This window comes from Pseudoxanthomonas koreensis (assembly GCF_041890415.1).
GTDB lineage: Bacteria > Pseudomonadota > Gammaproteobacteria > Xanthomonadales > Xanthomonadaceae > Pseudoxanthomonas > Pseudoxanthomonas koreensis_A.
Genome location: NZ_CP169056.1, coordinates 605,129 through 628,275, shown reverse-complemented (window position 1 = coordinate 628,275; position 23,147 = coordinate 605,129). Strand labels below are relative to the sequence as shown.

Here is a 23,147-nt window from a genome sequence, read left to right as displayed (position 1 = left end):
CACTTGGACGCACTACCTGTGCCCGTACATTAAATAACGACTTTTTCCGACTTGGCAACACCCCCCTGCGAATCAGGCTGCGATGCCCGTCACGCAAAGGTGGATATGCCCTGCCGCTCTCCCCGGGCCCGCCCCCCGGCCAGGTCCTGCGCTCATCTATACTCTGCGGCCGCAAAATCTGCAATCGGAAACCCGCTCGATGCCCCGATTCCGTCGCCTGCTGCGCTGGGCGCTGTTCGCCTTCGCAGGCCTGGCCCTGTTGGGCGCAACTGCCCTTGGAGCCCTGTATTACGTGATTTCCGACCAGCTTCCGGACGTTTCGACGTTGCGCGAAGTGGAAATGCAGGAGCCGCTTTATGTCCACGCCGCCGACGGCCGCCTGATGGCGGTCTTCGGCGAAGGCCGGCGCTATCCCGTGGAAATCGACGAGGTGCCGGCACGCCTGCGCCAGGCCTTCCTGGCGATCGAGGACGCGCGCTTCTACGAGCACGGCGGGGTCGACTACAAGGGGGTGGCGCGCGCGGTCTGGCTGCTGGCAACCACCGATGGCAAGCGGGTGCCGGGCGGCTCGACCATCACCCAGCAGGTGGCCCGGCAGTTCTTCCTCAGCTCCGAGTATAGCTACCGGCGCAAGCTGGCCGAAATGCTGCTGGCGGTGCGGATGGAGCGCGAGCTGGGCAAGGACGAGATCCTGGCCCTGTACCTCAACAAGAGCTTTTTCGGCAACCGCGCCTACGGCGTGGCCGCCGCCGCCGAGTTCTACTACGGCAAGAAGCTGGGCGAGCTGGACCTGGACGAGATGGCCTCGCTGGCGGGGATTCCCAAGTTCCCCTCGTCCGGCAACCCGATCAGCAACCCCGAGCGTGCGCGGGTGCGCCGTGACTACATCCTGGAGCGGATGGCCGAGCTGGGATACATCAGCGCCGCCGAGGCCGCCGTGGCCGCCGCGGTGCCGATGCACGCGGCCCCGCACGAGCCGCCGGTGGAGGTGCCCGCGCCCTATGTGGCCGAGATGGTGCGCCAGGAGATGATCGCGCGCTTCGGCCCGGAGGCGGTGACCCGCGGCTACCGGGTGACCACCACCATCGACCCGGTGCTGCAGGCAGCCGCCGACAAGGCCATGCGTGACGGCCTGCACACCTACGACCATCGCCACGGCTGGCATGGGGTGGAGCGCGAGCTGGACCTGCCCGCGGGTGCCGACGATGCAGCCCTGGCCAAGGCCCTGTCCGGCAGCGTGGTCCAGGCCGACCTGTTGCCGGCGGTGGTGGCCTCCACCGCCGCCGACGGCAGCGCCCAGGTGGTGCTGGCCGACGCCAGCAGGGTCACCCTGGCCGCAGGCGCGTCGCGCTGGGCCGGCAAGTCACCGGCCGCCCTGCTCAAGCGCGGCAACGTGGTCCGGGTGCGTGCCGGCGAGGAGCCGGGCCAGTACCTGCTCGACCAGGTGCCACGCGGCCAGGGCGCGCTGGTCAGCCTGGACGCCAACGACGGCGCGATGCGCGCCCTGGTCGGCGGCTACAGCTTCTCCGGCAACAAGTTCAACCGCGCCACCCAGGCGCGCCGCCAGCCCGGCTCCAGCTTCAAGCCGTTCGTGTACGCGGCCGCGTTCGAGAAGGGCTTCAACCCGGCCTCGATCATGCTGGATGCGCCGGTGGTGTTCCGGGACCGCCGCGGCAACACCTGGTCGCCGCAGAACGACGGCGGCGGCTTCCGCGGGCCGATGCGCCTGCGCGAGGCGCTGGTGCAATCGCGCAACCTGGTCTCGGTGCGCATGCTCGACACCATCGGCGTGGAGTTCGCCCGCAACTACATCACCCAGTTCGGATTCGAGCCGGCCGAACTGCCGCCGAACCTGTCGATGTCGCTGGGCACCGCCTCGCTGACCCCGCTGTCGGTGGCGCGCGGCTATGCGGTGTTTGCCAACGGCGGCTCGCGCGTGGACCCGTGGTTCATCGACGAGATCCGCGACCGCGACAACCAGGTGCTGTTCAAGGAAAACCCCGCGCGCGCCTGCCGCACCTGCGCCACCGTGGGCGGCCGCGCCGTGGCCGGCGCGTCGCAGGTGGTGGACGGCTTCAACTTCGGGGCCCTGCCGGCGACGCGGCCGACGCGACCGGCGGCTGGCGCAGCGGACAGCGGCAACGCAGGCGAGGATGCGGCGGCCGAACAGGTGCCGGCGGCCGACGCGAAGCTGGCACCGCGTGCCATCGACGAACGCACCGCCTACCAGCTGGTATCGATGATGCGCGACGTGGTCCGGCGTGGCACCGGTGCCGCGGCACGGGTGCTTGGCCGCGACGACGTGGGCGGCAAGACCGGCTCGACCAACGACCACCGCGATGCATGGTTCTCCGGGTTCGGCGGGCCCCTGGCCACCACGGTGTGGATCGGCCGCGACGACTTCCGCTCGCTTGGCTATCGCGAATACGGCGGCCGTGCCGCGTTGCCGGTCTGGATCGACTTCATGCGCGTGGCCCTGGAGGACAAGCCGATCGCGGCCAACGAGCCGCCGGCGGGCATGGTGAAGGTTTACGTCGACAATACCGGCCACATCTCCACCGACGGCAGCGGCCTGGCCGAGTACGTGAAGGTGGAGGACCTGGATCGCATGCACAGCAGCCTGGACTTCCTCGGCCCCGAGCAACTGGACGACGAGGCGGCGTTCGACATCTTCTGAGTGCCGCGACGCGCGCAGGCCATCGCCCGCGCGCGTCGATTGACCCGTCACGCCGGTGCGTTACAGTCGGTGCGGCTTCGTCACGGGAGTGTCGCCATGCACCGCGCCCGCCAGCACGCCCAGACCCGCACCAGCGAGCGCCGCCAGCGCCTGGCCCACGAGGCCGCCCGGCTGATGGCCGAGGGCGGCATCCGCGACTACCACCAGGCCAAGCTCAAGGCCGCCGGCCGGCTGGGCATCCACGACGATGCCTCGCTGCCGCGCAACCGCGAGATCGAGGACGCGCTGCGCCAGTACCAGCGCATCTTCCTCGGCCAGGCCCAGGACATCGTGCTGCGGCGGCTGCGCGAGGCGGCCACGCATGCGCTGGAATTCTTCGCCGATTTCCAGCCGCGGCTGGTCGGGCCGGTGCTCGAAGGCACTGCCGACGATGCCTCGCCGGTGCACCTGCACCTGCACGCGGACGACCCCGACGCGGTGGCCCACTTCCTGGACCTGCACGGCATCCCCGCCCAGGCGCGCGAACGCCGGATGCGCCTGGACCGCCACCGTGCGATCGACGCGCCGGTATGGCTGTTCGTCGCCGAGGAGGTGGCTTTCGACGTGGCGGTGCTGCCGCTGGACACGGTGCGCCAGGCGCCGTTGTCGGCCATCGACGAGCGGCCGATGCCACGCGCCTCGCTGGCCCGGTTGCGCCAGCTGCTGGCCGAGGAAGAGATCGCCGCCTACGAGGACTCCCGCCCCCTGTAGGAACCGGCCTTGCCGGCGACCGGCGGAGTTGCTCCATTGCAGAGCCGGCCTTGCCGGCAACCCGAAGGCGGATGGATCGCGGCGGCCAATCCGGATAGCTGGTCGCCTGCAGGCCGGCTCCTGCAGGGGAGGTGCCTGCGGCGCGGAATGCACTTGCGGCAACCGGGAAAAAACGGACGCCCCGCAAAGGCGGGGCGTCCGTGGTCACGCAGGCCGGGCCGGCCGGCTCAGCGCTGGCCCTGGGCCTTGTAATCGCGCTTGTCGTAGCCGGTGTAGATCTGGCGCGGACGCCCGATCCTGGCGTCCGGGTCCACCTGCTGCTCCAGCCAGTGCGCCACCCAGCCGGCGGTGCGGCCGATGGCGAACATGACGGTGAACATCTCGGTCGGGATCTTCAGCGCCTTGTAGATGATGCCGCTGTAGAAATCCACGTTCGGGTAGAGCCGGCGCTGGATGAAGTAGTCGTCCTTCAGCGCGGCCTCTTCCAGCCGCAACGCCACTTCCAGCAGCGGGTCGTCGATGCCCAGCTCGCCCAGCACCTTGTGGGTCATCTCGCGGATGATCCGGGCGCGCGGGTCGAAGTTCTTGTACACGCGGTGGCCGAAGCCCATCAGGCGGAAGCCCGACTCCTTGTCCTTGGCCTTGGCCACGGCCGACTCGACGTTCTTCGCGTCGCCGATCTCCTCCAGCATCTTCAGCACCGCCTCGTTGGCGCCACCGTGTGCGGGGCCCCACAGCGCGGTGATGCCAGCGGCCACCGAGGCATAGGGATTGGCGCCGGTGGAACCGACCAGGCGCACCGTGGAGGTGGATGCGTTCTGCTCGTGGTCGGCATGCAGGATGAACAGCAGGTCCAGCGCCTTGGCCACCACCGGGTTGAGCTGCAGCGGCTCGCTGGGCACTTCGAACATCATGTGCAGGAAGCGGTCCACGTACTTGAGGTTGTTGCGCGGGTAGCGGATCGGCCAGCCGATCGAATACCGGTATGCCGCTGCGGCCAGGGTCGGCATCTTGGCCAGCAGGCGGATCGCGGCCAGGCGGCGCTGCTCCGGGTCGGCCAGGTCCAGGGTGTCGTGGTAGAACGCCGACAGCGAGGCCACGCTGCTGGCCAGCATGGCCATCGGGTGCGCGTCGTAGTTGAAGCCCTGCAGGAAGTTCTTCAGCGACTCGTGCATCATCGTGTGATGCGTCACCTTGTCTTCGAACTTCTCGAACTCGCCCGCTGACGGCAGTTCGCCGTTCATCAGCAGGTAGGCCACTTCCAGGAAGCTGGAGTGCTCGGCCAGCTGCTCGATCGGGTAACCGCGATACAGCAGCACGCCGTTGTCGCCATCGATATAGGTGATGGCCGACTTGCAGCTGGCGGTGGCGGTGAAGCCGGAGTCGTAGGTGAAAAGACCGGTTTCCCTGGTCAGTTTCGAAACGTCGATGCAGCCGTTGCCCAGGGTCGGTTTGAGTACCGGCAGGGACACCGACTTGTCGCCGGCATTCAACGTGACCTGGTCGGGATTGGACACGGTGTGCGCTCCTCTGTGGGGTAGGCGCCGCGCCGGCGCGGGTACGCCCGGGCAACGCGGGAGGGGAGTCCGCGGCCGCGGCCGCGAAACCCCGGAATTATCGCACAGCCCGTGGACCCCGGCCTGCCCCGCGCACGCTGTTTCGGCCTGCCGATGGCACGCGTTGCGCCGTCCTGCGCACGGCAGAACGGCCGCGCAAGCGCGGCCGTTCCCGGATCAGCATACGATCGCCGGGCCGCCCGCCAGGGACGGCCTCGGGCTCAGCGCGCGTAGCGGCGCTGGAACTTGTCGATGCGGCCGCTGGTGTCCATGACCTTGTGCTTGCCCGTGTAGAACGGGTGCGAGGCCGAGGAGATTTCCAGCTTCACCAGCGGGTACTCGTTGCCGTCTTCCCACTTCACGGTGTCCTTGGCGCTGCCGGCCATGGTCGAGCGGGTCAGGAACTTGAAATCGGACGTGACGTCATGGAAGACGACGTCGCGGTAATCAGGATGGATGTCGGCCTTCATGGCGCATACCGTTGGCAATGGAACGAAGCCCGGCATTCTAGCGGCCCAATGGCCTCCGGCGCAAGCTGAGGGGCAATCGGCCCCTGCCACGGCGGCTGCGGTCAGGCGGACGCGTAGCGGGTGGCGCCGCCCACCCAGCGCGCGACCACCCGCCCGGCCACGTCCGGGGCATGGGCCAGCAGGTGGTCGGCCAGTGCATGGACCTGCGGCAGCAGGCCCGCATCCCGGGCCAGGTCCGCAATCCTGAAGGCGGCCAGGCCGGTCTGGCGGGTGCCCAGCAACTCGCCCGGACCGCGCAGTTCCAGGTCCTTCTCGGCGATCACGAAGCCGTCGCCGGTCCCGCGCAACACCTCCAGCCGCTGCCGCGCCAGGGCCGACAGCGGCGGCTGGTAGAGCAGCACGCAACTGGAAGCGGCCGCGCCGCGCCCGACCCGGCCACGCAACTGGTGCAACTGGGCCAGGCCCAGGCGCTCGGCGTTCTCGACCACCATCAACGATGCATTGGGCACGTCCACCCCGACCTCGATCACGGTGGTGGCTACCAGCAGGTCCAGCGCGCCGTCCTTGAACGCACGCATCGTCGCCTGCTTCTGCGAAGCCTTCATGCGCCCGTGGACCAGGCCCACGCGCACGCCCGGGAGTTGCTGGGACAGGTGCTCGAAACTGCGTTCGGCGGCCTGCGCCTGCAGCCGGGCTCCCTGCCCCGGCCTGGCGTCCTCCTCGGTCTCCTCGATCAGGGTGCACACCCAGTAGGCCTGGCGCCCCTGGGCGCAGGCGGCGCGGATGCGCTCGACCAGTTCGGGCCTGCGCTCGGCACTGAGCACCACCGTGGTCACCGGGGTGCGGCCGGGCGGCAATTCGTCGATCGCCGATACGTCCAGGTCGGCGTAGGCCGTCATCGCCAGGGTGCGCGGGATCGGGGTGGCGGTCATCACCAGCTGGTGCGGCACCAGGCCGTGCGCCGGGCCCTTGTCGCGCAGGGCCAGGCGTTGCTGCACGCCGAAGCGGTGCTGCTCGTCGACGATGACCAGGGCCAGGTCATGGAACGCCACGCCCTCCTGCATCAGCGCGTGGGTGCCGACCACCACCTGCGCCTCGCCCGATGCCACGTCGGCCAACGCAAGCGTGCGCGCCTTGCCGGTCACCTTGCCGGCCAGCCACGCCACCCGGATGCCCAGCGGCTCCAGCCACGCGCGCAGGTTGGCCAGGTGCTGCTCGGCCAGCAGCTCGGTTGGCGCAGCCAGCGCGACCTGTGCACCACGCTCCACCGCCAGGGCCGCTGCCAGCGCGGCGACCACGGTCTTGCCCGAGCCGACATCGCCCTGCACCAGCCGCTGCATCGGCGAGGGCCGGGCCAGGTCCTCCCGCACCTGCGCGAACACCCGTTGCTGCGCGCCGGTGAGGGAGAAAGGCAGCGACTCGAGCAGGCGCCGGGCCAGCACGCCGGGGCCGTCCAGCGCGCGCGCGCGCAGGCGCTGCTGCGCCAGCCGCTGCCGGCGCAGGCTCAGGTGGTGGGCCAGCAACTCCTCCAGCGCCAGGCGGCGCTGTGCCGGGTGGGTGCCGGCGGCCAGCGCCGCCAGGTCCGCATCCGGCGCGGGACGGTGCAATGCAAGCAATGCATTACGCAGCCCCGGCAATCCGGCCAGCCCGGCCAGCCCGGCAGGCAGCAGTTCCAGGGTGGCGGCATCGGGCAGCAGGTCCAGGGCCTGGCCTATCAGGCGGCGCAGGGTTGCCGGCCCCACGCCCTCCACTGCCGGATAGACCGGGTCGAGCGTGTCGCCCAGCGCAGGCGCGGGCTCATCGCCGAGCAGGCGGTAGCTGGGGTGGACCATCTCCAGCCCGTGCTGGCCCGGACGCGGCGTGCCGTAGCAGCGCAGTCGTGCCCCTGGCCTGAACTGCGCAGCCTGGGCCGCACGGAAATGGAAGAAGCGCAGGACCAGGGTGGCGTGCGAATCGTCGGTCAGCGCGACCCGCAGCAGCGGGCGATAGCGGAAACCGCGCTCGACCGCTTCGACCACGCCCTCCACCTGGGCCGGCACGCCCGGGCGCAGCTCGACGATCCGCTCAAGGCGGGTGCGATCCTCGTAGCGCAGCGGCAGGTGCAGCCACAGATCCTGCACCGTCACCAGGCCGCGCGCGGCCAGCCTGGCCGCCATCGCATCGCCCACTCCACGCAGCGACGCCAGCGGCGTATCGCCGCCGGCCAGCGCGGGTGCGGCCTGCCGGGTGGCGCTCACGTCGGCGTGCACCTGCGGGGGCCGGCGATGCGGGTCAGTCCAGCACCATCACTGCGTCGGCCTCGAACGCCACGCCCTTGGGCAGGGACGACACGCCGATGGTCGAGCGCGCCGGGAAGGGTGCGGTGAAGTACTCCTGCATCACCGCGTTGACCGCGGCGAACTGCGACAGGTCGGTCAGGTACAGGCCCAGGCGCACGCACCGGTCAAGCGAACCGCCCGCCGCCTCGGCGACCGCGCGCAGGTTCTCGAATACCTGCCGCGCCTGCGCGGTGATGTCGCCGTCGACCACTTCGCCGGTGGACGGCAGCAACGGGATCTGGCCGGAGAAGTACACGGTGTTGCCGCTGCGGACGGCCTGCGAGTAGGGGCCGATGGCCGCCGGCGCGTGCCCGGTCTGGACGATCTGGAACATGGGGTTTCCCGTGATGGAACGAGCTCCGATTCTAGCGCCTGGCCGGCGGCGCACGCGGCGCGCCGGCCGCGCTCATTCCTGCGCGTCGTCGCGGGCGGGCAGCAGCGCGTGCAGTGGCATGCCACCGGCGCCTGCGGCCAGCCGCTCGGCCTCGGCGCGCGCCAGGTCCACCTGCAGCAGCCAGCCGTGTTCATCGGCCTGCTCGCTGCGCACGGCATCCAGCGCATGCAGCCGCGCGCGCAGGCGCCCGGCCTGTGGCGGCAGGCGCAGTTCGCCCTGCACCCGCTGCAGGTCCAGGCGCCGGGCCAGTGCGGCCTGCAGCAGTTCCAGGCCGCGACCGTCGCGCGCGGACAGCCACACGCGCTCGCGGTGGCCCGGCTCGTCGGCAGCGGCCCCGGCGTTGTCGTGGCGTGGCTCGGCGCCTTCGATCCGGTCGATCTTGTTGAACACCAGCAACTGCGGCAGGTCGCCCACGCCGACCTCGGCCAGCACCACGTCGACCTGGGCGATGCGCTCGTCACGCTGCGGGTCGGCCGCGTCGATCACGTGCAGCAGCAGGTCCGCTTCGCGCGCTTCGGACAGGGTGGAACGGAACGCGGCCACAAGTTCATGCGGAAGGTCGCGCACGAAGCCCACGGTATCGGCCAGGACCACGTTGCCACCGGGTAGCGCGATGCGGCGCACGGTCGGGTCCAGGGTGGCGAACAACTGGTCGGCGGCGTAGGCGTCGGCGCCGGTGAGCGCGTTGAACAGGGTGGATTTGCCGGCGTTGGTGTAGCCCACCAGCGCCACCCGCGGCAATTCGCTGCGCACCCGCGCGCGGCGCATCTGGCTGTGCTGCACTTCCACCTTGTCCAGGCGTCGCTGCAGTTGCTCCAGGCGCTTCTGCAGCAGCCGGCGGTCGGTTTCCAGCTGGGTTTCGCCGGGGCCACGCAGGCCGATGGAGCCGCCGCGCTGGCGCTCCAGATGGCTCCAGCCGCGGACCAGCCGGGTGGCCATGTGCCGCAACTGCGCCAGCTCGACCTGCAGCTTGCCTTCGTGGCTGCGCGCGCGCTGGGCGAAGATGTCCAGGATCAGCCCGGTGCGGTCGACCACGCGGCGCTGCAACGCCCTTTCCAGGTTGCGCTCCTGGACCGGGCTGAGCGGATGGTTGACCAGCACCAGGTCGGCGCCGGTGGCCTCGGCCGCGGCCTTGACCTCCTCCAGCTTGCCGCTGCCGATCAGGATGGCCGGGTTGGGGCGGTCGATGCGCGCGGTCAGGGTGGCAGCCACGCTGGCACCGGCCGAACGGGCCAGGTCTGCAAACTCCTCGAGGACATCCTCGGCCACCGCGCCGCCGGCGTGGGGCTGGATCAGCAGCGCGTGTTCACCCTTGCGGGAACGTTCGAACAATCAGTACTCCGTCGTCACTCGCCGGGGTCCTCGCCTTCGGCGGGCTCTCCGGGCTGCTGTACATAGCCACCGCCGGGACCGACCCGGACGTTGCGCGACGGTACCACGGTGGAGATCGCGTGCTTGTAGACCATCTGGCTGACGGTACTGCGCAGCAGTACCACGAACTGGTCGAAGGACTCAATCGTGCCCTGCAGCTTGATCCCGTTGACCAGATAGACCGACACCGGCACGCGCTCGCGCCGCAGTGCATTCAGGAAAGGATCCTGCAACGATTGCGCCTTGGACATCTGGCTTCCCCCTTCTTGTTCTTATGGGCCACCCGGGCTCCCCGCCCGGTACCGGGCATGTTACACAAGCCGGTGCGCGGCGGCCGGCAGGAAACGCCGCACCGCTTCGTGCATGTCCGCGCCTTGCCGGCCGGGGTCGAACCAGCGCCCGTCCAGTTGCCCGCGCAGCCAGGTGAGCTGGCGCTTGGCCAACTGCCGGGTGGCGGCGATGCCACGCGCGCGGAACTGCGATGCATCGCACGCTTCGTCCAGGTGCTCCCACGCCTGGCGGTAGCCGACCGCGCGCAGGGCCGGCAGGTCCAGCGGGCGCGGATGCGCACGCAGCGCCGGCAGTGCGCGCAGGCGCCGCACCTCGTCCAGCAGGCCGGCGGCCAGCATCATCTCGAAACGCTGCGCGATGCGCGCGTGCAGTTCGGCGCGCGCGGCCGGCGCCAGCACCAGCTTGAGCACCCGCAGCGGCAGCCGCGGCGGTGGCCGGTCGCGCTGCCAGGCAGTGATCGGACGCCCGCTCAGGCGCTGTACTTCCAGCGCGCGCTGGATGCGCTGTGCATCGCCGGGGCTGATGCGCGTGGCCGCCTCCGGATCCACCCGGGCCAGTTGCGCATGCAGCGCCGGCCAGCCGCGTTCGGCGGCCTCGGCAGCGATGGCCTGGCGCAGTGCCGGGTCGGCCGCCGGCATCGGCGACAGCCCGTGCAGCAAGGCGTGGAAGTACAGCCCGGTGCCACCGGCCAGCACCGGCAGCCTGCCGCGGGCGACGATCCCGTCGATCACCGTGCGCGCATCGACGGCAAACTCGGCAGCCGAGTAGGCCTGCCACGGATCGCGCACGTCGATCAGGTGGTGCGGCACGCCCGCGCGCTCGGCCATGTCCGGCTTGGCCGCGCCGATGTCCAGGCCGCGGTAGACCAGGGCCGAATCCACGCTGACTATCTCGCCGCCATGACGCTGCGCCAGCGCGATCGCCAGCGCGGTCTTGCCCGAGGCGGTGGGCCCCATCACCGCGATCGCCGGTGGCCTGGTATCGATGCCCACGCAGTGGCGGCTCAGTCGCGCTGCGCGTGCAGCGCGGCACGCACCCGGGCGTGGGTGGCCAGTACCGCCTGCGGCGGCGCGCGGCCGAGCAGGCTGACCACGACCACCGCCACGCCGGCGGCGAGGAAGCCGGGCACGATCTCGTACAGGTCGCTGCCCGAGTGCTTCCAGACGATCACCGTTGCGGCGCCGGCCAGGACCCCGGCCAGCGCACCGTTGCGGGTCATCCGCGACCAGGTCAACGACAGCAGCACCACCGGCCCGAACGCGGCGCCGAACCCGGCCCAGGCATAGCTGACCAGCCCCAGCACGCGACTGTCCGGATCGCGCGCGATCCAGATTGCCAGTACCGCCACCGCCAGCACCATGCCGCGCCCGAACCAGACCAGTTCGCGCTGCCCGGCAGCCGGCCGCAACAGGCCGCGGTAGAAATCCTCGGTCAAGGCGCTCGAGCACACCAGCAACTGGCACGACAGCGTGCTCATGATCGCCGCCAGGATCGCCGACAGCAGCACGCCGGCCACCCACGGATTGAACAGCGTGCCGGCCAGTACCACGAACACGCGCTCCGGGTTCTGCTGCACCGCGCCGGCCTGCTCCGGGAACCTGGCGAAATAGGCCACGCCGAACAGCCCCACCGCCACCGCCCCGCCCAGGCACAGCACCATCCAGGCCATGCCGATGCGGCGCGCGCGCGGGATGGTTGCCAGGCTTTCGGCAGCCATGAACCGCGCCAGGATGTGCGGCTGGCCGAAGTAGCCCAGCCCCCACGCCATCGCCGACACCACTGCCAGCAGCCCGCCGGCCCCGACCCAGCGCAGCCGCGCCGGATCGAGCTGCTCGATCAGCGCCAGCGACGGGGCGATGCCGCCGCCATGGACGATCACCACCACCGGCACCAGCAGCAGGGCGAAGATCATCAGCGTCGCCTGCACCGTATCGGTCCAGCTCACCGCCAGGAAACCACCGATGAAGGTGTAGCCGATGGTCGCCGCCGCGCCCCACCACAACGCCTGCGCATAGGGCAGGCCGAACACGCTCTCGAACAGGCGCGCACCGGCCACCATGCCCGAGGCGCAATAGACGGCGAAGAACAGCAGGATCACCAGTGCCGACAGGATCCGCAGCACCCGGCTGCGGTCGTCGAAGCGCTGGGTGAAGTAGTCCGGCAGGGTCAGCGCGTTGCGCGCCGTCTCGGTGTAGACACGCAGCGGCCCGGCGACGTAGCGCCAGTTGAGCCACGCGCCGATGGTCAGGCCGACGGCGATCCACGCCTCGGACAGCCCGGACAGGTACAGCGCGCCGGGCAAGCCCATCAGCAGCCAGCCGCTCATGTCCGATGCGCCTGCCGACAGCGCGGTGACCACGCTGCCGAGCGAGCGTCCGCCGAGGATGTAGTCGTCGAAACTGCGGGTGCGGAACCAGGCCCACAGGCCGATCCCGACCATCAGCAGCAGGTAGGCCAGGAAGGTGACGAGCAGCGGCGTGCTGGCGGTCATCGCGGGGCCGGCCTACACGTCGTCCGGCCATTGGATCGCGGAGGGCGCCGCATCCCGGCGCGGTTCCGGCACCGCGGCCACCGCCTCCCAGACCTTCAGCGCGTCCACCGTGGCGGCCACGTCATGCACGCGCACGATGCGCGCGCCGCGCTGGGCCGCGATCACGTGCGCGCACACCGATCCTGCCATCCGCGCCGTTGGTTCGTCGCGCCCGGTCAGCGCGCCGATGCTGCGCTTGCGCGACAGCCCGGCCAGCACCGGCACGCCCAACTCCGTGAGCCGCTGCAGCTGTGCCAGCAAGGTCACGTTGTGGGCGGTGCGCTTGCCGAAACCGAAGCCCGGATCGATCACGATGTTCTTCTTCGGGATGCCCGCCAGCTCCGCGGCGAAGATGCGTTCGGCCAGGAACCGGTGCACCTGCGCGACCACGTCGTCGTAATGCGGCGCTTCCTGCATCGAGCGCGGCTGGCCCTGCATGTGCATCAGCACCACCGGCACGCCAAGGGCCGCGGCCGCTTCCAGCGCACCGTCGCGCTGCAATGCGCAGACATCGTTGATCATGCCTGCACCGGCGGCGGCCGCCGCGCGCATGACCTCCGGCTTGCAGGTATCCACGCTGATCGGCAATCCGGTCCGGGCGGCCAGTTGCTCGACCACCGGGAGCACCCGGCGCAACTCTTCCTCCAGCGGCACCTCCTCGGCGCCGGGCCGGGTGGACTCGCCACCCACGTCCAGCAGGTCGGCGCCCTCCTCCGCCAGCTTCAACCCGTGCGCCACCGCCGCATCGACGGTGGCGTGCGCGCCGCCGTCGGAAAACGAATCGGGCGTCACGTTGACGATGCCCATGACCCGGGTGCGGTCCAGCACCAGGATCCGGCCGGCGCAATCCAGGCGGGGCGAGAGGTCGAACATCGGCGGGAATCCCGGCGGAAAGTGTCGACAAGTCTGGCCCTTGCAACGGCCAGGGACAATCCTCCGCCAGGAGCACCTGCTCGGCGGTCAGCGGCCGAACAGGTCCGCGTCGAAGCGCGCGGCACGCCGGCGCGCGTACATGCCGAAACCGAATGCCACCATCGCCAGCAGCACGCTGATACCGACCAGGATCAGTGGCAGCCTGCCCAGCGCGTAGAACACCGTGGTGAAGGTGAGCATGGACGAGGCGCCGGCAAAGGCCGCGGCGCCCCAGTTGCGCCACGGATTGCGGATGTAATAGCTGGGCCTTGGCGCGCCGGCGGCCTCGCTGCCCGCGGGCGGCTCCGAGCCGCTCACCGCAGGCGATTCCCGGCCTTGCGCAACCTCGTCGTGCCGGCCCATGCCGTCAGGTCTGGGTCGCCGGACCGCCCACCGGAGGCAGCGGGCGCGGGTCGTCCTTGTCGCCACCCTTGCCCGACTTGCCCCAGCCAGCCGGCGGCGGCGGATCGCGGCCTTCCATGATCGCGTCGATCTGCGGCACGTCGATGGTCTCGTACTCCAGCAGCAGCTTGGCCATCGCATGCAGCTTGTCGAGGTTGCCGGTCAGGATCTCGGTGGTGCGGCTGTAGGCCTTGTCCAGGATGCCGCGCACGACCTCGTCGATGCGGCGCGCGGTGTCGTCGGACACGCTCTTGTGCTGGGTGACCGAGCGGCCCAGGAACACCTCGTCCTCGTCCTCGCTGTAGGCGATCGGCCCCATCTCGTCGCTCAGGCCCCACTTGGTGACCATGTTGCGTGCCATCTTGGTGGCGCGTTCGATGTCGTTGGATGCGCCGGTGGTGACCTTGTCGGCACCGAAGATCAGCTCCTCGGCCACGCGGCCGCCATACAGCGAACACAGCTGCGACTGGATCGCCACCCGGTTGATCGAGTAGCGGTCGCCCTCGGGCAGGTACATGGTCACGCCCAGGGCCCGGCCGCGGGGGATGATGGTGACCTTGTAGACCGGGTCATGCTCGGGCACCAGGCGGCCGACGATGGCGTGGCCGGCCTCGTGGTAGGCGGTGAGCGTCTTCTCTTCCTCGCTCATCGCCATCGAGCGGCGCTCGGCACCCATCAGGATCTTGTCGCGCGCGCGGTCGAAGTGCTCCATGCGCACTTCCTTCTCGTTGTTGCGCGCGGCGAACAGCGCAGCCTCGTTGGCCAGGTTGGCCAGGTCGGCGCCGGAAAAGCCGGGGGTCCCGCGCGCGATCACCAGCGGCTCGACGTCGTCGGCCAGCGGCAGCTTGCGCATGTGCACCTTGAGGATCTGCTCGCGGCCCTTGACGTCGGGCAGGCCGACCACGACCTGGCGGTCGAAGCGGCCCGGGCGCAGCAGCGCCGGGTCGAGCACGTCGGGACGGTTGGTGGCGGCGATCACGATCACGCCCTCGCCACCCTCGAAGCCGTCCATCTCCACCAGCAGCTGGTTCAGGGTCTGCTCGCGCTCGTCGTGGCCGCCGCCCAGGCCGGCGCCGCGATGGCGGCCGACCGCATCGATCTCGTCGATGAAGATGATGCACGGGGCGTGCTTCTTGGCCTGCTCGAACATGTCGCGCACGCGGCTGGCGCCGACGCCGACGAACATCTCGACGAAGTCGGAACCCGAAATCGAGAAGAACGGCACCTTGGCCTCGCCGGCGATGGCCTTGGCCAGCAGGGTCTTGCCGGTGCCCGGCGGGCCCACCATCAGCACGCCGCGCGGGATCTTGCCGCCCAGCTTCTGGAACTTGGACGGATCGCGCAGGAACTCGACCAGCTCGCCGACTTCTTCCTTGGCCTCGTCGCAACCGGCCACGTCGGCGAAGGTGACCTTGATCTGGTCCTCGCCCTGCAGCTTGGCCCGCGACTTGCCGAAGGACATCGCGCCCTTGGCACCGCCACCGCCGCCCTGCATCTGCCGCATCATGAAGATCCAGAAGCCGATCAGCAGCAGGATCGGCAGGAAGTTGAGCACGATGCTCCAGAAGCTGGGGCCGGTGGCCGGCTTCTCGCGCACGATGTCCACGTTCTTGCTGACCAGCTGGTCGATCAGCTTGCCGTCCATCGGCCCCACCACCTGGCCCTCGGTGCCGTCGGCGCGACGGTAGCGGATGGCATTGGCGGTGAAGGTGCTCTCGTCGGTGAACACCACCGAACGGATCCGGCCGGCATCCACGTCCTGCAGGAAACGGGTATAGCTGGGCGTCTCGCCGCCGCTGACGGCGGTGCCGCCGCGCGGGGAGAAGCTCTGGAACACCACCATCAGCACGACGGCGACGACCACCCAAAGCAGCAGATTCTTGGTCAAGTCGTTCATCCTCATCGGCTCCGGTGTGCCTGTCCTGCGCGTGTCTGCAATGGTTTGATAGCGGTTTCGAGCTTACTTCATCCGCGCCAGCTTGCCCTGCCCGAGGGCATAGACCTCCGGCGAGCGCTTGCGCGAGGCCGCCGGCTTGCGGATGGCAACCTTGTCATACCGGCGGCGCAGCTGGCGGACGTAGTCGTCGAACCCCACCCCCTGGAACAGCTTGATCAGGAAGGCGCCGCCCGCGCGCAGGTGATGGTCGGAAAACTCCAGCGCCAGTTCGGCCAGGTGCATGGCCCGCGGTTGGTCCACCGCGTCCACGCCACTCATATTGGGGGCCATGTCCGACAGCACAAGGTCGACCTGGCGGCCTTCCAGCAACTGCTCCAGCCCCGATAAGACGGCATCGTCCCTGAAATCCCCATGAAGGAACTCGACTCCGGCCAGTGGCGGCATCTCCAGGATATCCAGTGCCAGCACCCGGCCACTGTCGCCCAGCGCCTGGCGCACGTACTGAGACCACCCGCCGGGCGCGGCGCCCAGGTCCACCACCACCATGCCCGGCTTGAGCAGGCGGTCGCGTTCGAGCAGCTCTTCCAGCTTGAACGCGGCGCGCGAACGCAGGCCGGCCGCCTGGGCCTTTTTCACGTAGGGGTCGGAAAAGTGCTCGCGGAGCCAACGATGGCTGCTCTTGCTGCGGGAGCTGCGGGACATGCGTCGTGGGCCGGGCGCGCGAGCGCCCGCGGCGGTATGGAGGGCCATGATACCCTGATCCGCCCGGCTACCCCTCCTACCGATGTCCTTCGTCCTGACCGCCGCCCAGATCCGCTTTCTTCGCGGCCAGGCCCACGGCCTGCGCGCCCTGATGCAGGTTGGCGGCAAAGGGTTGACCCCGCCACTGCTGGCGGAGCTGGACCAGGTGCTGGAACACCACGAACTGGTCAAGGTGAAGGTGGCGGCGGAGGATCGCGAAGCGCGCGACGTGCTCATCGGCGAGCTGGCCGCGCGCAGTGGCGCGACCCTCGTGCAGCGGGTCGGCCACACCGCCACCCTGTATCGGCCGGCCAGGGAAAAACGCAACATCGTCCTGCCCCGGCCCTGAGCCGGCGGGCGCCTGCCAGCCCATCATGCACCTGAGCCACGAACGCCCCGATTACGCCTGGATCCTGCGCGCGGCCGACGGCCACAGCGCGCGGGTCAACGACCGGGTGCTGCAACGCAGTTTCGCGATCGCTCCCGACCGGTTGCTCGAGGATTGGGCCGCGCCGGCCGCAGCCAGCGCGCTGGAGCCGGCCCACCTGCAGGCCTTGCTGGCGCTTGAACCGGAACTGGTGGTGCTGGGCACCGGCCAGCGCCAGGTGTTCCCGCCGGCTGCGGCGATGGCTGCCTGCCTGACCCGCGGCGTGGGCCTGGAGGTGATGGACAACGCCGCGGCCGCGCGCACCTACAACGTGCTGGCCGGCGAAGGCCGGCGCGTGGTGGCCGCACTGCTGCTGGACGCAGGCTGACCCGCAGGAGCCGGTCTTGCGGGCGATGCGCGATGGCGGGCGGTCACGGCGGTCGATTGCGTGTGAGGTCGCCGGCAAGACCGGCTCCTACAACGGCCTTGCCGATGACTCCGGGAGCGGAGGAGTGCAGCGGGTGATCCCGGGGGCAGGTCAGCGCTGGGGCAGGTACCGCAACGGATCCACCGGCTTGCCGTTGTGGCGGATCTCGAAATGCAGCATGTCGCGCGCGGTGCCGGTGCGGCCCATCTCGGCGATCTGCTGGCCGGCCTTCACGTTCTGGCCTTCGGCCACCAGGCGCTTGCGGTTGTGCCCGTAGGCCGACAACCACTGCTCGTTGTGCTTGACGATGATCAGCTCGCCGTAGCCGACCAGGCCGGCGCCGGAGTACACCACCACGCCGTCGGCCGCCGCGTTCACCGGCTGACCGCTGCTGCCACCGATGTCGATGCCCTGGCGGGTGTTGTCGCCCGCCAGGTAGGTGCCCAGCAGCACGCCCTGCGCGGGCCAGCGCCAGGCAAAGCCACTGCTGGCCGGTGCCGGCGTCGCCGCGGGCGGCGTTGCGGGCGGCCGGGGCGCGGGCGTGGCCGGGGTGGCATCGGGCTTCGGGCGCGGCGCGGTGGCCACCGTGGTGCCGCTGCCAGGCCCCAGCCGCAGGCGCTGGCCGGGGTAGATGGTGTACGGCGGCTGCAAGCCGTTCCAGCGCGCCAGGTCGGCCACGGTCACGCGCTGCGCGCGGGCCAGCGAATACAGCGTGTCGCCACGCCTGACCAGCACCGACTCGCCCGGCCGCGGCTGGGACACCGGCGTCGAGCCGGCGGCCGACGGGCTGCGTACCACCGTGCTCTTGCCGCAGGCGGCCAGCAACAGCACGGCCAGGGCCAGGATCGCGAGGCGCAGCACCATGCTTGCCGGGTTGGTCGCGTTGCTCATGCGGATGCGTGTCTCCTGTATGGGCCCGTCTGGGTGCCGCGGCATGCGGTCAACCGGTCAGCTTCTGGAAGATGCCGTGCGCGGCCGCGCCGCCGCCGCCAACCAGCACCGCAAAGTAGACCATGGTGCCGATATTGGCTGCGTGGCCCAGCAGTATGGCGCCCCCGTCGCGCTGGATCATGCCGATCGCGTACAGCAGCAGCGCCAGCGCCGGGAGGGTGTTGCTGAAAGGCACGAAGCTGAAGGGCGCCATCAGCAGCAGCGCGGCCAGGATGAAGGCCAGGTCGGTGGTCATGCGCGCAGCGCGTCCTTCGGCCAGTGCGCGCAGCCGTCGCGGCCGGCTGATCCGCTCCATCCGCCGCACCCAGCGCAGCCCGGCGCTCAGCCCGGGGCGCAGGCGCTCGGCTGGCAGCACACGGTCCTGCAGCCGCCGCGGCAGCCACAGCGGACGCCGGGACAGCCGGCTGATGCCCACCAGCAGGATCGCGCCGCCGAACACGGTGCTCACGCCCGGGACCGAAACCGGGATCAGGAAGACCAGGGTCAGCAGCATCACCAGCAGCAGCAGCCCCTCGTCGCCGAAGGTGGCCAGCAACTCGCGCAGGGTCAGGCGGTCCGCGGGCAATTGCTCGATGATCGTGGCCAACTGCTCGCCCAGGGGCGCATCCGGATCAAGAGACGGCATCGGCGCAGTCCCGCTCAGTCCAGGGTGCCGGCCAGCAGCGGCACGAACACCACCGGCGCCAGCACTTCTTCGTCCACGCCACCATCGGCGCGCTTGACCAGCCGCAGCAGCGATTGCGAGGACGCGCCACCCACCGGCGCCACCAGCACCCCGCCCACGTCCAGTTGCTCGATCAGCGCCTCGACCAGCGCCGGGGCCGCCGCGGTGACCAGGATCGCGTCATAGGGGGCATGCTCGGGCCAGCCGATGCGACCGTCGTCGTGGCGGCTGCGCACGTTCATGCCCAGCGCGCGGAAGCGCTTGCGCGCCTGGCGCAGCAGCTCGCCGATGCGCTCGACCGTGTACACCTCCAGGCCCAGCGCGGCCAGGATCGCGGCCTGGTAGCCGGAACCGGTACCGATCTCCAGTACCCGCCGCGGCCGCGCGGCCAGCGCGACCTCGGTCATGCGCGCGACCACCCATGGCTGGGAGATGGTCTGGCCATGGCCGATCGGCAGGGCGGTGTCCTCGTAGGCGCGGCTGGCCAAGGCCTCGTCCACGAACAGGTGGCGCGGCACGGTGCGCACCGCGTTGAGCACGTTCTCGTCGGCGATGCCGTCGCCACCGGCGCCGCCGTCGCGCAGGCGCTCGACCAGGCGATCGCGCACGCGCTGCGAGGTCATGCCCACGCCCATGGCCCCCGATTGCAGGCGCAGCCGCGACGGCGTCATGACTGGGCTCCGGGCGCGTCGCTGGCGAGCGCGGCGGTCAAGCCGCCCACCCAGCCGGCCACCTTTTCCAGGGCCTGGTAGCGGGTGAGGTCGACATGGATCGGGGTGATCGAAATGTGCTTGCTGCGCACCGCGTGGAAGTCGGTGCCGGGGCCGGCATCCTGCTCCGGCCCGGCCGGCCCGATCCAGTACACGGTGCGGCCGCGCGGGTCCGCCTGCGGCACGCAGGCCTCGGAACGATGGCGGTTGCCCAGCCGGGTCACTTCGAAGCCGCGCACGTCCTGCCAGGCAAGGTCGGGCACGTTGACGTTGAGGATGGTGTCGGCCGGCAGCGGATCGGCGCACAGGCGCGCGACGATCTCCACCGCTGCGCGCGCGGCGGTGGGATAGTGCCGGGCGTCGTGGTTGCGCGTGTCCAGCGATACCGCCACCGCCGGCAGGCCGAGGAAGCGCCCTTCCATCGCCGCCGACACGGTGCCCGAATAGATCACGTCGTCGCCCAGGTTGGCGGTGTTGTTGATTCCCGACACCACGATGTCCGGCTCGAACTCGAACATGCCGGTCAGGGCCAGGTGCACGCAGTCGGTGGGGGTGCCGGCAACCGAACAGGTGTAGTGGTCCAGGCGCTTGATCCGGATCGGCATGTCCAGGGTGAGCGAGTTGCTGGCACCGGAACGGTCGCGGTCCGGCGCCACCACATAGACCTCGTGACCGGCCTCGCGCAGGCCCTGGGCCAGGACGTGGATGCCGGGGGCGTCCACACCGTCGTCGTTGCTAACCAGTACGCGCATGGGCTTCCTCGAAAACAGCCCAATGATACCGGAAGCGTCCGCCACGGTTCCGCGCCGCACGGCTGCGCTAGGCTGTGCGCATGCACGAGGACGACGAGGACGACGCCGAGCTGTTCCGCGCCGCGGTCGGCAAGGTCGCGCCGTTGCGCAGGCCGGCGGTGGCACCGCCGGCGCCGCCGCGTCCACGCGTTCCGCTGCGCCGCCACGCCGAGGAGCAAGGCACGCACGGGCGCCTGGCCGATACGCCGGACGAGGTGCTGCTGCGTGGCGACGTCAGTGCGTTCCGCCGCCAGCGGGTGACCGGCCGCGACTGGCAGCGCCTGCGCCGCGGCCAGTTTTCCGCCCAGGACGAACTGGACCTGCATGGCGCCAGTGCGCTGCAGGCCGAAACCCTGCTGTCGCGATTCCTGGCCGATTCGGCCGATGCCGGCTACGGCTGCGTGCGGGTCATCCACGGCAAGGGTGGCGGCGATGGCGTGCCGGTGCTGAAGAACCTGGTCGACCGCCTGCTGCGCCAGCGCGGTGACGTGCTGGCCTTCCACTCGGCGCCGCCGGCCCAGGGCGGGACCGGGGCACTGCTGGTCCTGCTGGCGCGCCGCTGAGTCCGTACGGCCGGGTCCGGTGTGCGGGAGGCTAGAATGCGCGCCATGAGCGTCCCCGTATTCACCGCCGCCGCGCTGGCCGACCGTTTCGCCCTGCAACTGCATGGCGATGGCGCGGTGACGGTGCGCGGCGTGGCGACCCTGGCCAACGCCGGCCCGGACCGGCTGGCGTTCCTTGCCAACCCCCGCTATCGCGCGCAACTGGCCACCACCACGGCCGGCGTTGTGGTGCTGCGCGCCGACGACGTCGCCTCGGCACCGGGCACCGCGCTGGTGGCGCGCGACCCCTACGTCGCCTTCGCGCGCATCGCGGCCCTGTTCGAACGGGTGCCGGCGCCGGCGCCGGGCATCCACCCCAGTGCAGCCATCGACCCGACCGCCGAGGTCGCCGCCGATGCGCAAGTGGGGCCGTTCGTCAGCATCGGTGCGCGCTCGAAGGTGGGGCCCGGCTGCACCATCGGCCCGGGCTGCAGCATCGGCGAGGACTGCAGCCTGGATGCCGGCTGCGAACTGCAGGCGCGGGTGACCCTGGTGGCCCGCGTGCAATTGGGCAAGCGGGTGCGGGTGCTGCCCGGCGCGGTGCTGGGCGCGGCCGGATTCGGCCTGGCGATGGATGCCGGGCGCTGGGTCAACGTGCCGCAACTGGGCGGCGTGGTGGTGGGCGACGATTGCGAGATCGGCGCCAACACCTGCATCGATCGCGGCGCGCTGGAAGACACCGTGCTGGAAGAGGACGTGCGCCTGGACAACCTGGTGCAGATCGGCCACAACGTGCGCATCGGCGCGCACACCGCGATGGCCGGATGCTCGGCCGCGGCCGGCAGCGCCAGGATCGGCCGCTACTGCCTGGTCGGCGGTGGCGCAGGCATCCTCGGCCACCTGGAGGTGGCCGACAAGGTGATGGTCACGGCCATGTCGCTGGTGACCCATTCCATCCGCGAGCCGGGCGAGTACTCCTCCGGCACGCCACTTACCGACAACCGCACCTGGCGCAAGAACGCCGCGCGGTTCAAGCAACTGGATGCATTGGCGCGTCGCCTCAATGCAGCCACTCAGGGAAGTCCAGAATGAACGAACCCGTGCAGCTCCCGATCGATGTCGCCACCATCCGGACGCTGATCCCGCATCGCTATCCCTTCCTGCTGGTGGACCGGGTGGACGAACTGGACATCGAGGCCAAGCGCATCGTCTGCCGCAAGATGGTGAGCGTCAACGAACCGTTCTTCCAGGGCCATTTCCCCAGCCATCCGATCATGCCGGGGGTGCTGATCATCGAGGCGCTGGCCCAGGCCGGCGGCGTGCTGACCCAGTTGAGTCTGGGCCGCGATGCCCAGTCCAAGCTGTTCTACATGGTCAAGGTGGACAACGCCCGCTTCACCCGCCAGGTGGTGCCCGGCGACGTGCTGGAACTGCACGTGCAGATCAAGCGGGTGATCCGCAACATGGCCGTGTACTACGGCGAGGCGAAGGTGGATGGCGAGATCGCCGCCTGCGCGGAGGTCCTGTGCGCCGGCACCCGCGGCTGACGCACCCCGGCCCGTTTCCGGAAACCCCAGCATGAGCCATTCCCCCCGCATCCATCCCACCGCAGCGATCGACCCGGGCGCGCGCCTGGGCGCGGACGTGAGCATCGGCGCCTTCACCGTGATCGGCGCGGACGTGGAGATCGGCGACGGCTGCCAGATCGGCCCGCACTGCAGTTTTTCCGGCCCCACCCGGATCGGCCCCGGCAACCGCTTCATCGGCCACGTGGCGGTCGGCGGCGAGCCGCAGGACAAGAAGTACGCCGGCGAGCGCACCGAACTGGTGATCGGCCAGGGCAACGTGTTCCGCGAGTTCGTCACCCTCAACCGCGGCACCGGCGGCGGTGGCGGCATCACCCGCATCGGCGACGACAACTGGATGCTGGCCTACGCCCACGTCGCCCACGACTGCATCGTCGGCAACCACTGCGTGTTCTCCAACAACACCACCCTGGCCGGCCACGTGACCGTGGGCGACTGGGTGATCATCAGCGGCTTCGCCGGCGCCCACCAGTTCTGCCGGATCGGCGCGCACGCCTTCCTGGGCATGGGCGCACTGGTCAACGGCGACGTGCCGCCGTACACCATGGTCGGCGGCAACTCGCTGGGGCGCCCGCGCGGGATCAACAGCGAAGGCCTCAAGCGCCGCGGCTTCGATGCCGAACGCATCGCCGCGATCAAGCGCGCCTACCGCACCCTGTACGTGGCCGGCCTGCCGCTGGCCGAAGCACGGGAGCAGCTGGCGGCGCAGGCCCAAGGCAGCGACGACGTGCGCCTGCTGCTGGACTTCATCGAAAGCGGCGAACGCCCGCTTTTGCGCTGACGCAGGGATACGGGGACGC

The 23,147-nt window shown here is 70.5% G+C and carries 24 protein-coding genes; 8 read left to right on the top strand and 16 right to left on the bottom strand.

Annotated features, from left to right (window positions below; all coding sequences use genetic code 11):
* The first annotated feature begins 199 nt into the window (after positions 1–199).
* Both ACEJ41_RS02870 and ACEJ41_RS02865 read left to right on the top strand, forming a co-directional pair.
* Positions 200–2,677: a penicillin-binding protein 1A gene (locus ACEJ41_RS02870; RefSeq protein ID WP_374013295.1), complete on the top strand. Its 2,478-nt coding sequence runs from the start codon at positions 200–202 to the stop codon at positions 2,675–2,677.
* Positions 2,678–2,773: 96 nt separating this feature from the next.
* Positions 2,774–3,427, top strand: coding sequence for a hypothetical protein (locus ACEJ41_RS02865; protein WP_374013294.1), 654 nt, complete (start codon positions 2,774–2,776; stop codon positions 3,425–3,427).
* A 227-nt stretch (positions 3,428–3,654) separates the two neighbouring features.
* Here the strand turns inward: ACEJ41_RS02865 and ACEJ41_RS02860 are convergent, their stop codons facing one another.
* The 12 genes from ACEJ41_RS02860 to rlmE form a co-directional block, all read right to left on the bottom strand.
* Positions 3,655–4,944 (bottom strand): citrate synthase, encoded by a 1,290-nt coding sequence (locus ACEJ41_RS02860; protein WP_374013293.1) that lies wholly within the window; start codon positions 4,942–4,944, stop codon positions 3,655–3,657.
* Between the two features lie 260 nt (positions 4,945–5,204).
* Entirely contained in the window at positions 5,205–5,453 is a 249-nt protein-coding gene (locus ACEJ41_RS02855) for a type B 50S ribosomal protein L31 (protein ID WP_374013292.1), read from the bottom strand.
* Between the two features lie 101 nt (positions 5,454–5,554).
* Positions 5,555–7,690, bottom strand: coding sequence for an ATP-dependent DNA helicase RecG (recG, locus tag ACEJ41_RS02850; protein WP_374013291.1), 2,136 nt, complete (start codon positions 7,688–7,690; stop codon positions 5,555–5,557).
* A gap of 34 nt (positions 7,691–7,724) precedes the next feature.
* Positions 7,725–8,105, bottom strand: coding sequence for a RidA family protein (locus tag ACEJ41_RS02845; RefSeq protein WP_374013290.1), 381 nt, complete (start codon positions 8,103–8,105; stop codon positions 7,725–7,727).
* A gap of 72 nt (positions 8,106–8,177) precedes the next feature.
* Positions 8,178–9,497 (bottom strand): ribosome rescue GTPase HflX, encoded by a 1,320-nt coding sequence (gene hflX, locus ACEJ41_RS02840; protein WP_374013289.1) that lies wholly within the window; start codon positions 9,495–9,497, stop codon positions 8,178–8,180.
* A gap of 14 nt (positions 9,498–9,511) precedes the next feature.
* On the bottom strand, positions 9,512–9,787 hold the full coding sequence (gene hfq / locus ACEJ41_RS02835) for an RNA chaperone Hfq (RefSeq protein ID WP_374013288.1): 276 nt from the start codon (positions 9,785–9,787) through the stop codon (positions 9,512–9,514).
* 60 nt (positions 9,788–9,847) lie between these two features.
* The gene (gene miaA, locus ACEJ41_RS02830) at positions 9,848–10,819 is read right to left on the bottom strand and encodes a tRNA (adenosine(37)-N6)-dimethylallyltransferase MiaA (RefSeq protein ID WP_374013287.1); all 972 of its coding nucleotides are present in this window, start codon (positions 10,817–10,819) and stop codon (positions 9,848–9,850) included.
* A gap of 11 nt (positions 10,820–10,830) precedes the next feature.
* The gene (gene putP, locus ACEJ41_RS02825; protein ID WP_374013286.1) at positions 10,831–12,318 is read right to left on the bottom strand and encodes a sodium/proline symporter PutP; all 1,488 of its coding nucleotides are present in this window, start codon (positions 12,316–12,318) and stop codon (positions 10,831–10,833) included.
* Positions 12,319–12,330: 12 nt separating this feature from the next.
* Positions 12,331–13,230, bottom strand: a complete 900-nt coding sequence (folP, locus tag ACEJ41_RS02820; protein WP_374013285.1) for a dihydropteroate synthase — start codon at positions 13,228–13,230, stop codon at positions 12,331–12,333.
* A gap of 87 nt (positions 13,231–13,317) precedes the next feature.
* Positions 13,318–13,632, bottom strand: a complete 315-nt coding sequence (locus ACEJ41_RS02815; protein ID WP_374013284.1) for a hypothetical protein — start codon at positions 13,630–13,632, stop codon at positions 13,318–13,320.
* A 4-nt stretch (positions 13,633–13,636) separates the two neighbouring features.
* Complete coding sequence (gene ftsH / locus ACEJ41_RS02810; RefSeq protein ID WP_374013283.1) at positions 13,637–15,568, bottom strand: ATP-dependent zinc metalloprotease FtsH; 1,932 nt, start codon at positions 15,566–15,568, stop codon at positions 13,637–13,639.
* Positions 15,569–15,631: 63 nt separating this feature from the next.
* Positions 15,632–16,270: a 23S rRNA (uridine(2552)-2'-O)-methyltransferase RlmE gene (rlmE, locus tag ACEJ41_RS02805; protein WP_374013282.1), complete on the bottom strand. Its 639-nt coding sequence runs from the start codon at positions 16,268–16,270 to the stop codon at positions 15,632–15,634.
* A gap of 82 nt (positions 16,271–16,352) precedes the next feature.
* Between rlmE and yhbY the strand changes: the two genes are divergently transcribed.
* Together yhbY and ACEJ41_RS02795 are read left to right on the top strand one after the other, a co-directional pair.
* Positions 16,353–16,658: a ribosome assembly RNA-binding protein YhbY gene (yhbY, locus tag ACEJ41_RS02800; protein WP_374013281.1), complete on the top strand. Its 306-nt coding sequence runs from the start codon at positions 16,353–16,355 to the stop codon at positions 16,656–16,658.
* Positions 16,659–16,683: 25 nt separating this feature from the next.
* Positions 16,684–17,064 carry an Mth938-like domain-containing protein gene (locus tag ACEJ41_RS02795; RefSeq protein ID WP_374013280.1) on the top strand — a complete coding sequence of 127 codons (381 nt, stop codon included), beginning with the start codon at positions 16,684–16,686 and terminating at the stop codon, positions 17,062–17,064.
* A gap of 150 nt (positions 17,065–17,214) precedes the next feature.
* On the opposite strand, the gene ACEJ41_RS02790 is transcribed toward ACEJ41_RS02795, so the two are convergent.
* Genes ACEJ41_RS02790 through surE form a run of 4 tightly spaced genes read right to left on the bottom strand, consistent with a single transcriptional unit; the run spans position 17,215 to position 20,180 of the window.
* A complete protein-coding gene (locus ACEJ41_RS02790) occupies positions 17,215–17,994 on the bottom strand; it encodes a peptidoglycan DD-metalloendopeptidase family protein (protein WP_374013279.1) in 780 nt (259 codons plus the stop codon).
* A gap of 49 nt (positions 17,995–18,043) precedes the next feature.
* Positions 18,044–18,679: an exopolysaccharide biosynthesis protein gene (locus ACEJ41_RS02785; protein ID WP_374013278.1), complete on the bottom strand. Its 636-nt coding sequence runs from the start codon at positions 18,677–18,679 to the stop codon at positions 18,044–18,046.
* A gap of 14 nt (positions 18,680–18,693) precedes the next feature.
* Complete coding sequence (locus ACEJ41_RS02780; RefSeq protein WP_374013277.1) at positions 18,694–19,389, bottom strand: protein-L-isoaspartate(D-aspartate) O-methyltransferase; 696 nt, start codon at positions 19,387–19,389, stop codon at positions 18,694–18,696.
* The gene (gene surE / locus ACEJ41_RS02775) at positions 19,386–20,180 is read right to left on the bottom strand and encodes a 5'/3'-nucleotidase SurE (protein ID WP_374013276.1); all 795 of its coding nucleotides are present in this window, start codon (positions 20,178–20,180) and stop codon (positions 19,386–19,388) included. The genes ACEJ41_RS02780 and surE overlap by 4 nt, the downstream gene beginning before the upstream one ends.
* A gap of 80 nt (positions 20,181–20,260) precedes the next feature.
* Here surE and ACEJ41_RS02770 point away from each other — a divergent pair, with 80 nt between their 5' ends.
* The 4 genes from ACEJ41_RS02770 to lpxA are packed head-to-tail and all read left to right on the top strand — an operon-like array spanning position 20,261 to position 23,128.
* A complete protein-coding gene (locus ACEJ41_RS02770) occupies positions 20,261–20,782 on the top strand; it encodes a Smr/MutS family protein (protein ID WP_374013275.1) in 522 nt (173 codons plus the stop codon).
* A 45-nt stretch (positions 20,783–20,827) separates the two neighbouring features.
* Positions 20,828–21,853: a UDP-3-O-(3-hydroxymyristoyl)glucosamine N-acyltransferase gene (gene lpxD / locus ACEJ41_RS02765; RefSeq protein WP_374013274.1), complete on the top strand. Its 1,026-nt coding sequence runs from the start codon at positions 20,828–20,830 to the stop codon at positions 21,851–21,853.
* Positions 21,850–22,308, top strand: a complete 459-nt coding sequence (gene fabZ, locus ACEJ41_RS02760; protein WP_374013273.1) for a 3-hydroxyacyl-ACP dehydratase FabZ — start codon at positions 21,850–21,852, stop codon at positions 22,306–22,308. Before lpxD ends, fabZ begins: the two co-directional genes overlap by 4 nt.
* Positions 22,309–22,339: 31 nt before the next feature.
* The gene (gene lpxA / locus ACEJ41_RS02755; RefSeq protein WP_374013272.1) at positions 22,340–23,128 is read left to right on the top strand and encodes an acyl-ACP--UDP-N-acetylglucosamine O-acyltransferase; all 789 of its coding nucleotides are present in this window, start codon (positions 22,340–22,342) and stop codon (positions 23,126–23,128) included.
* The last annotated feature ends 19 nt before the right edge of the window (positions 23,129–23,147 follow it).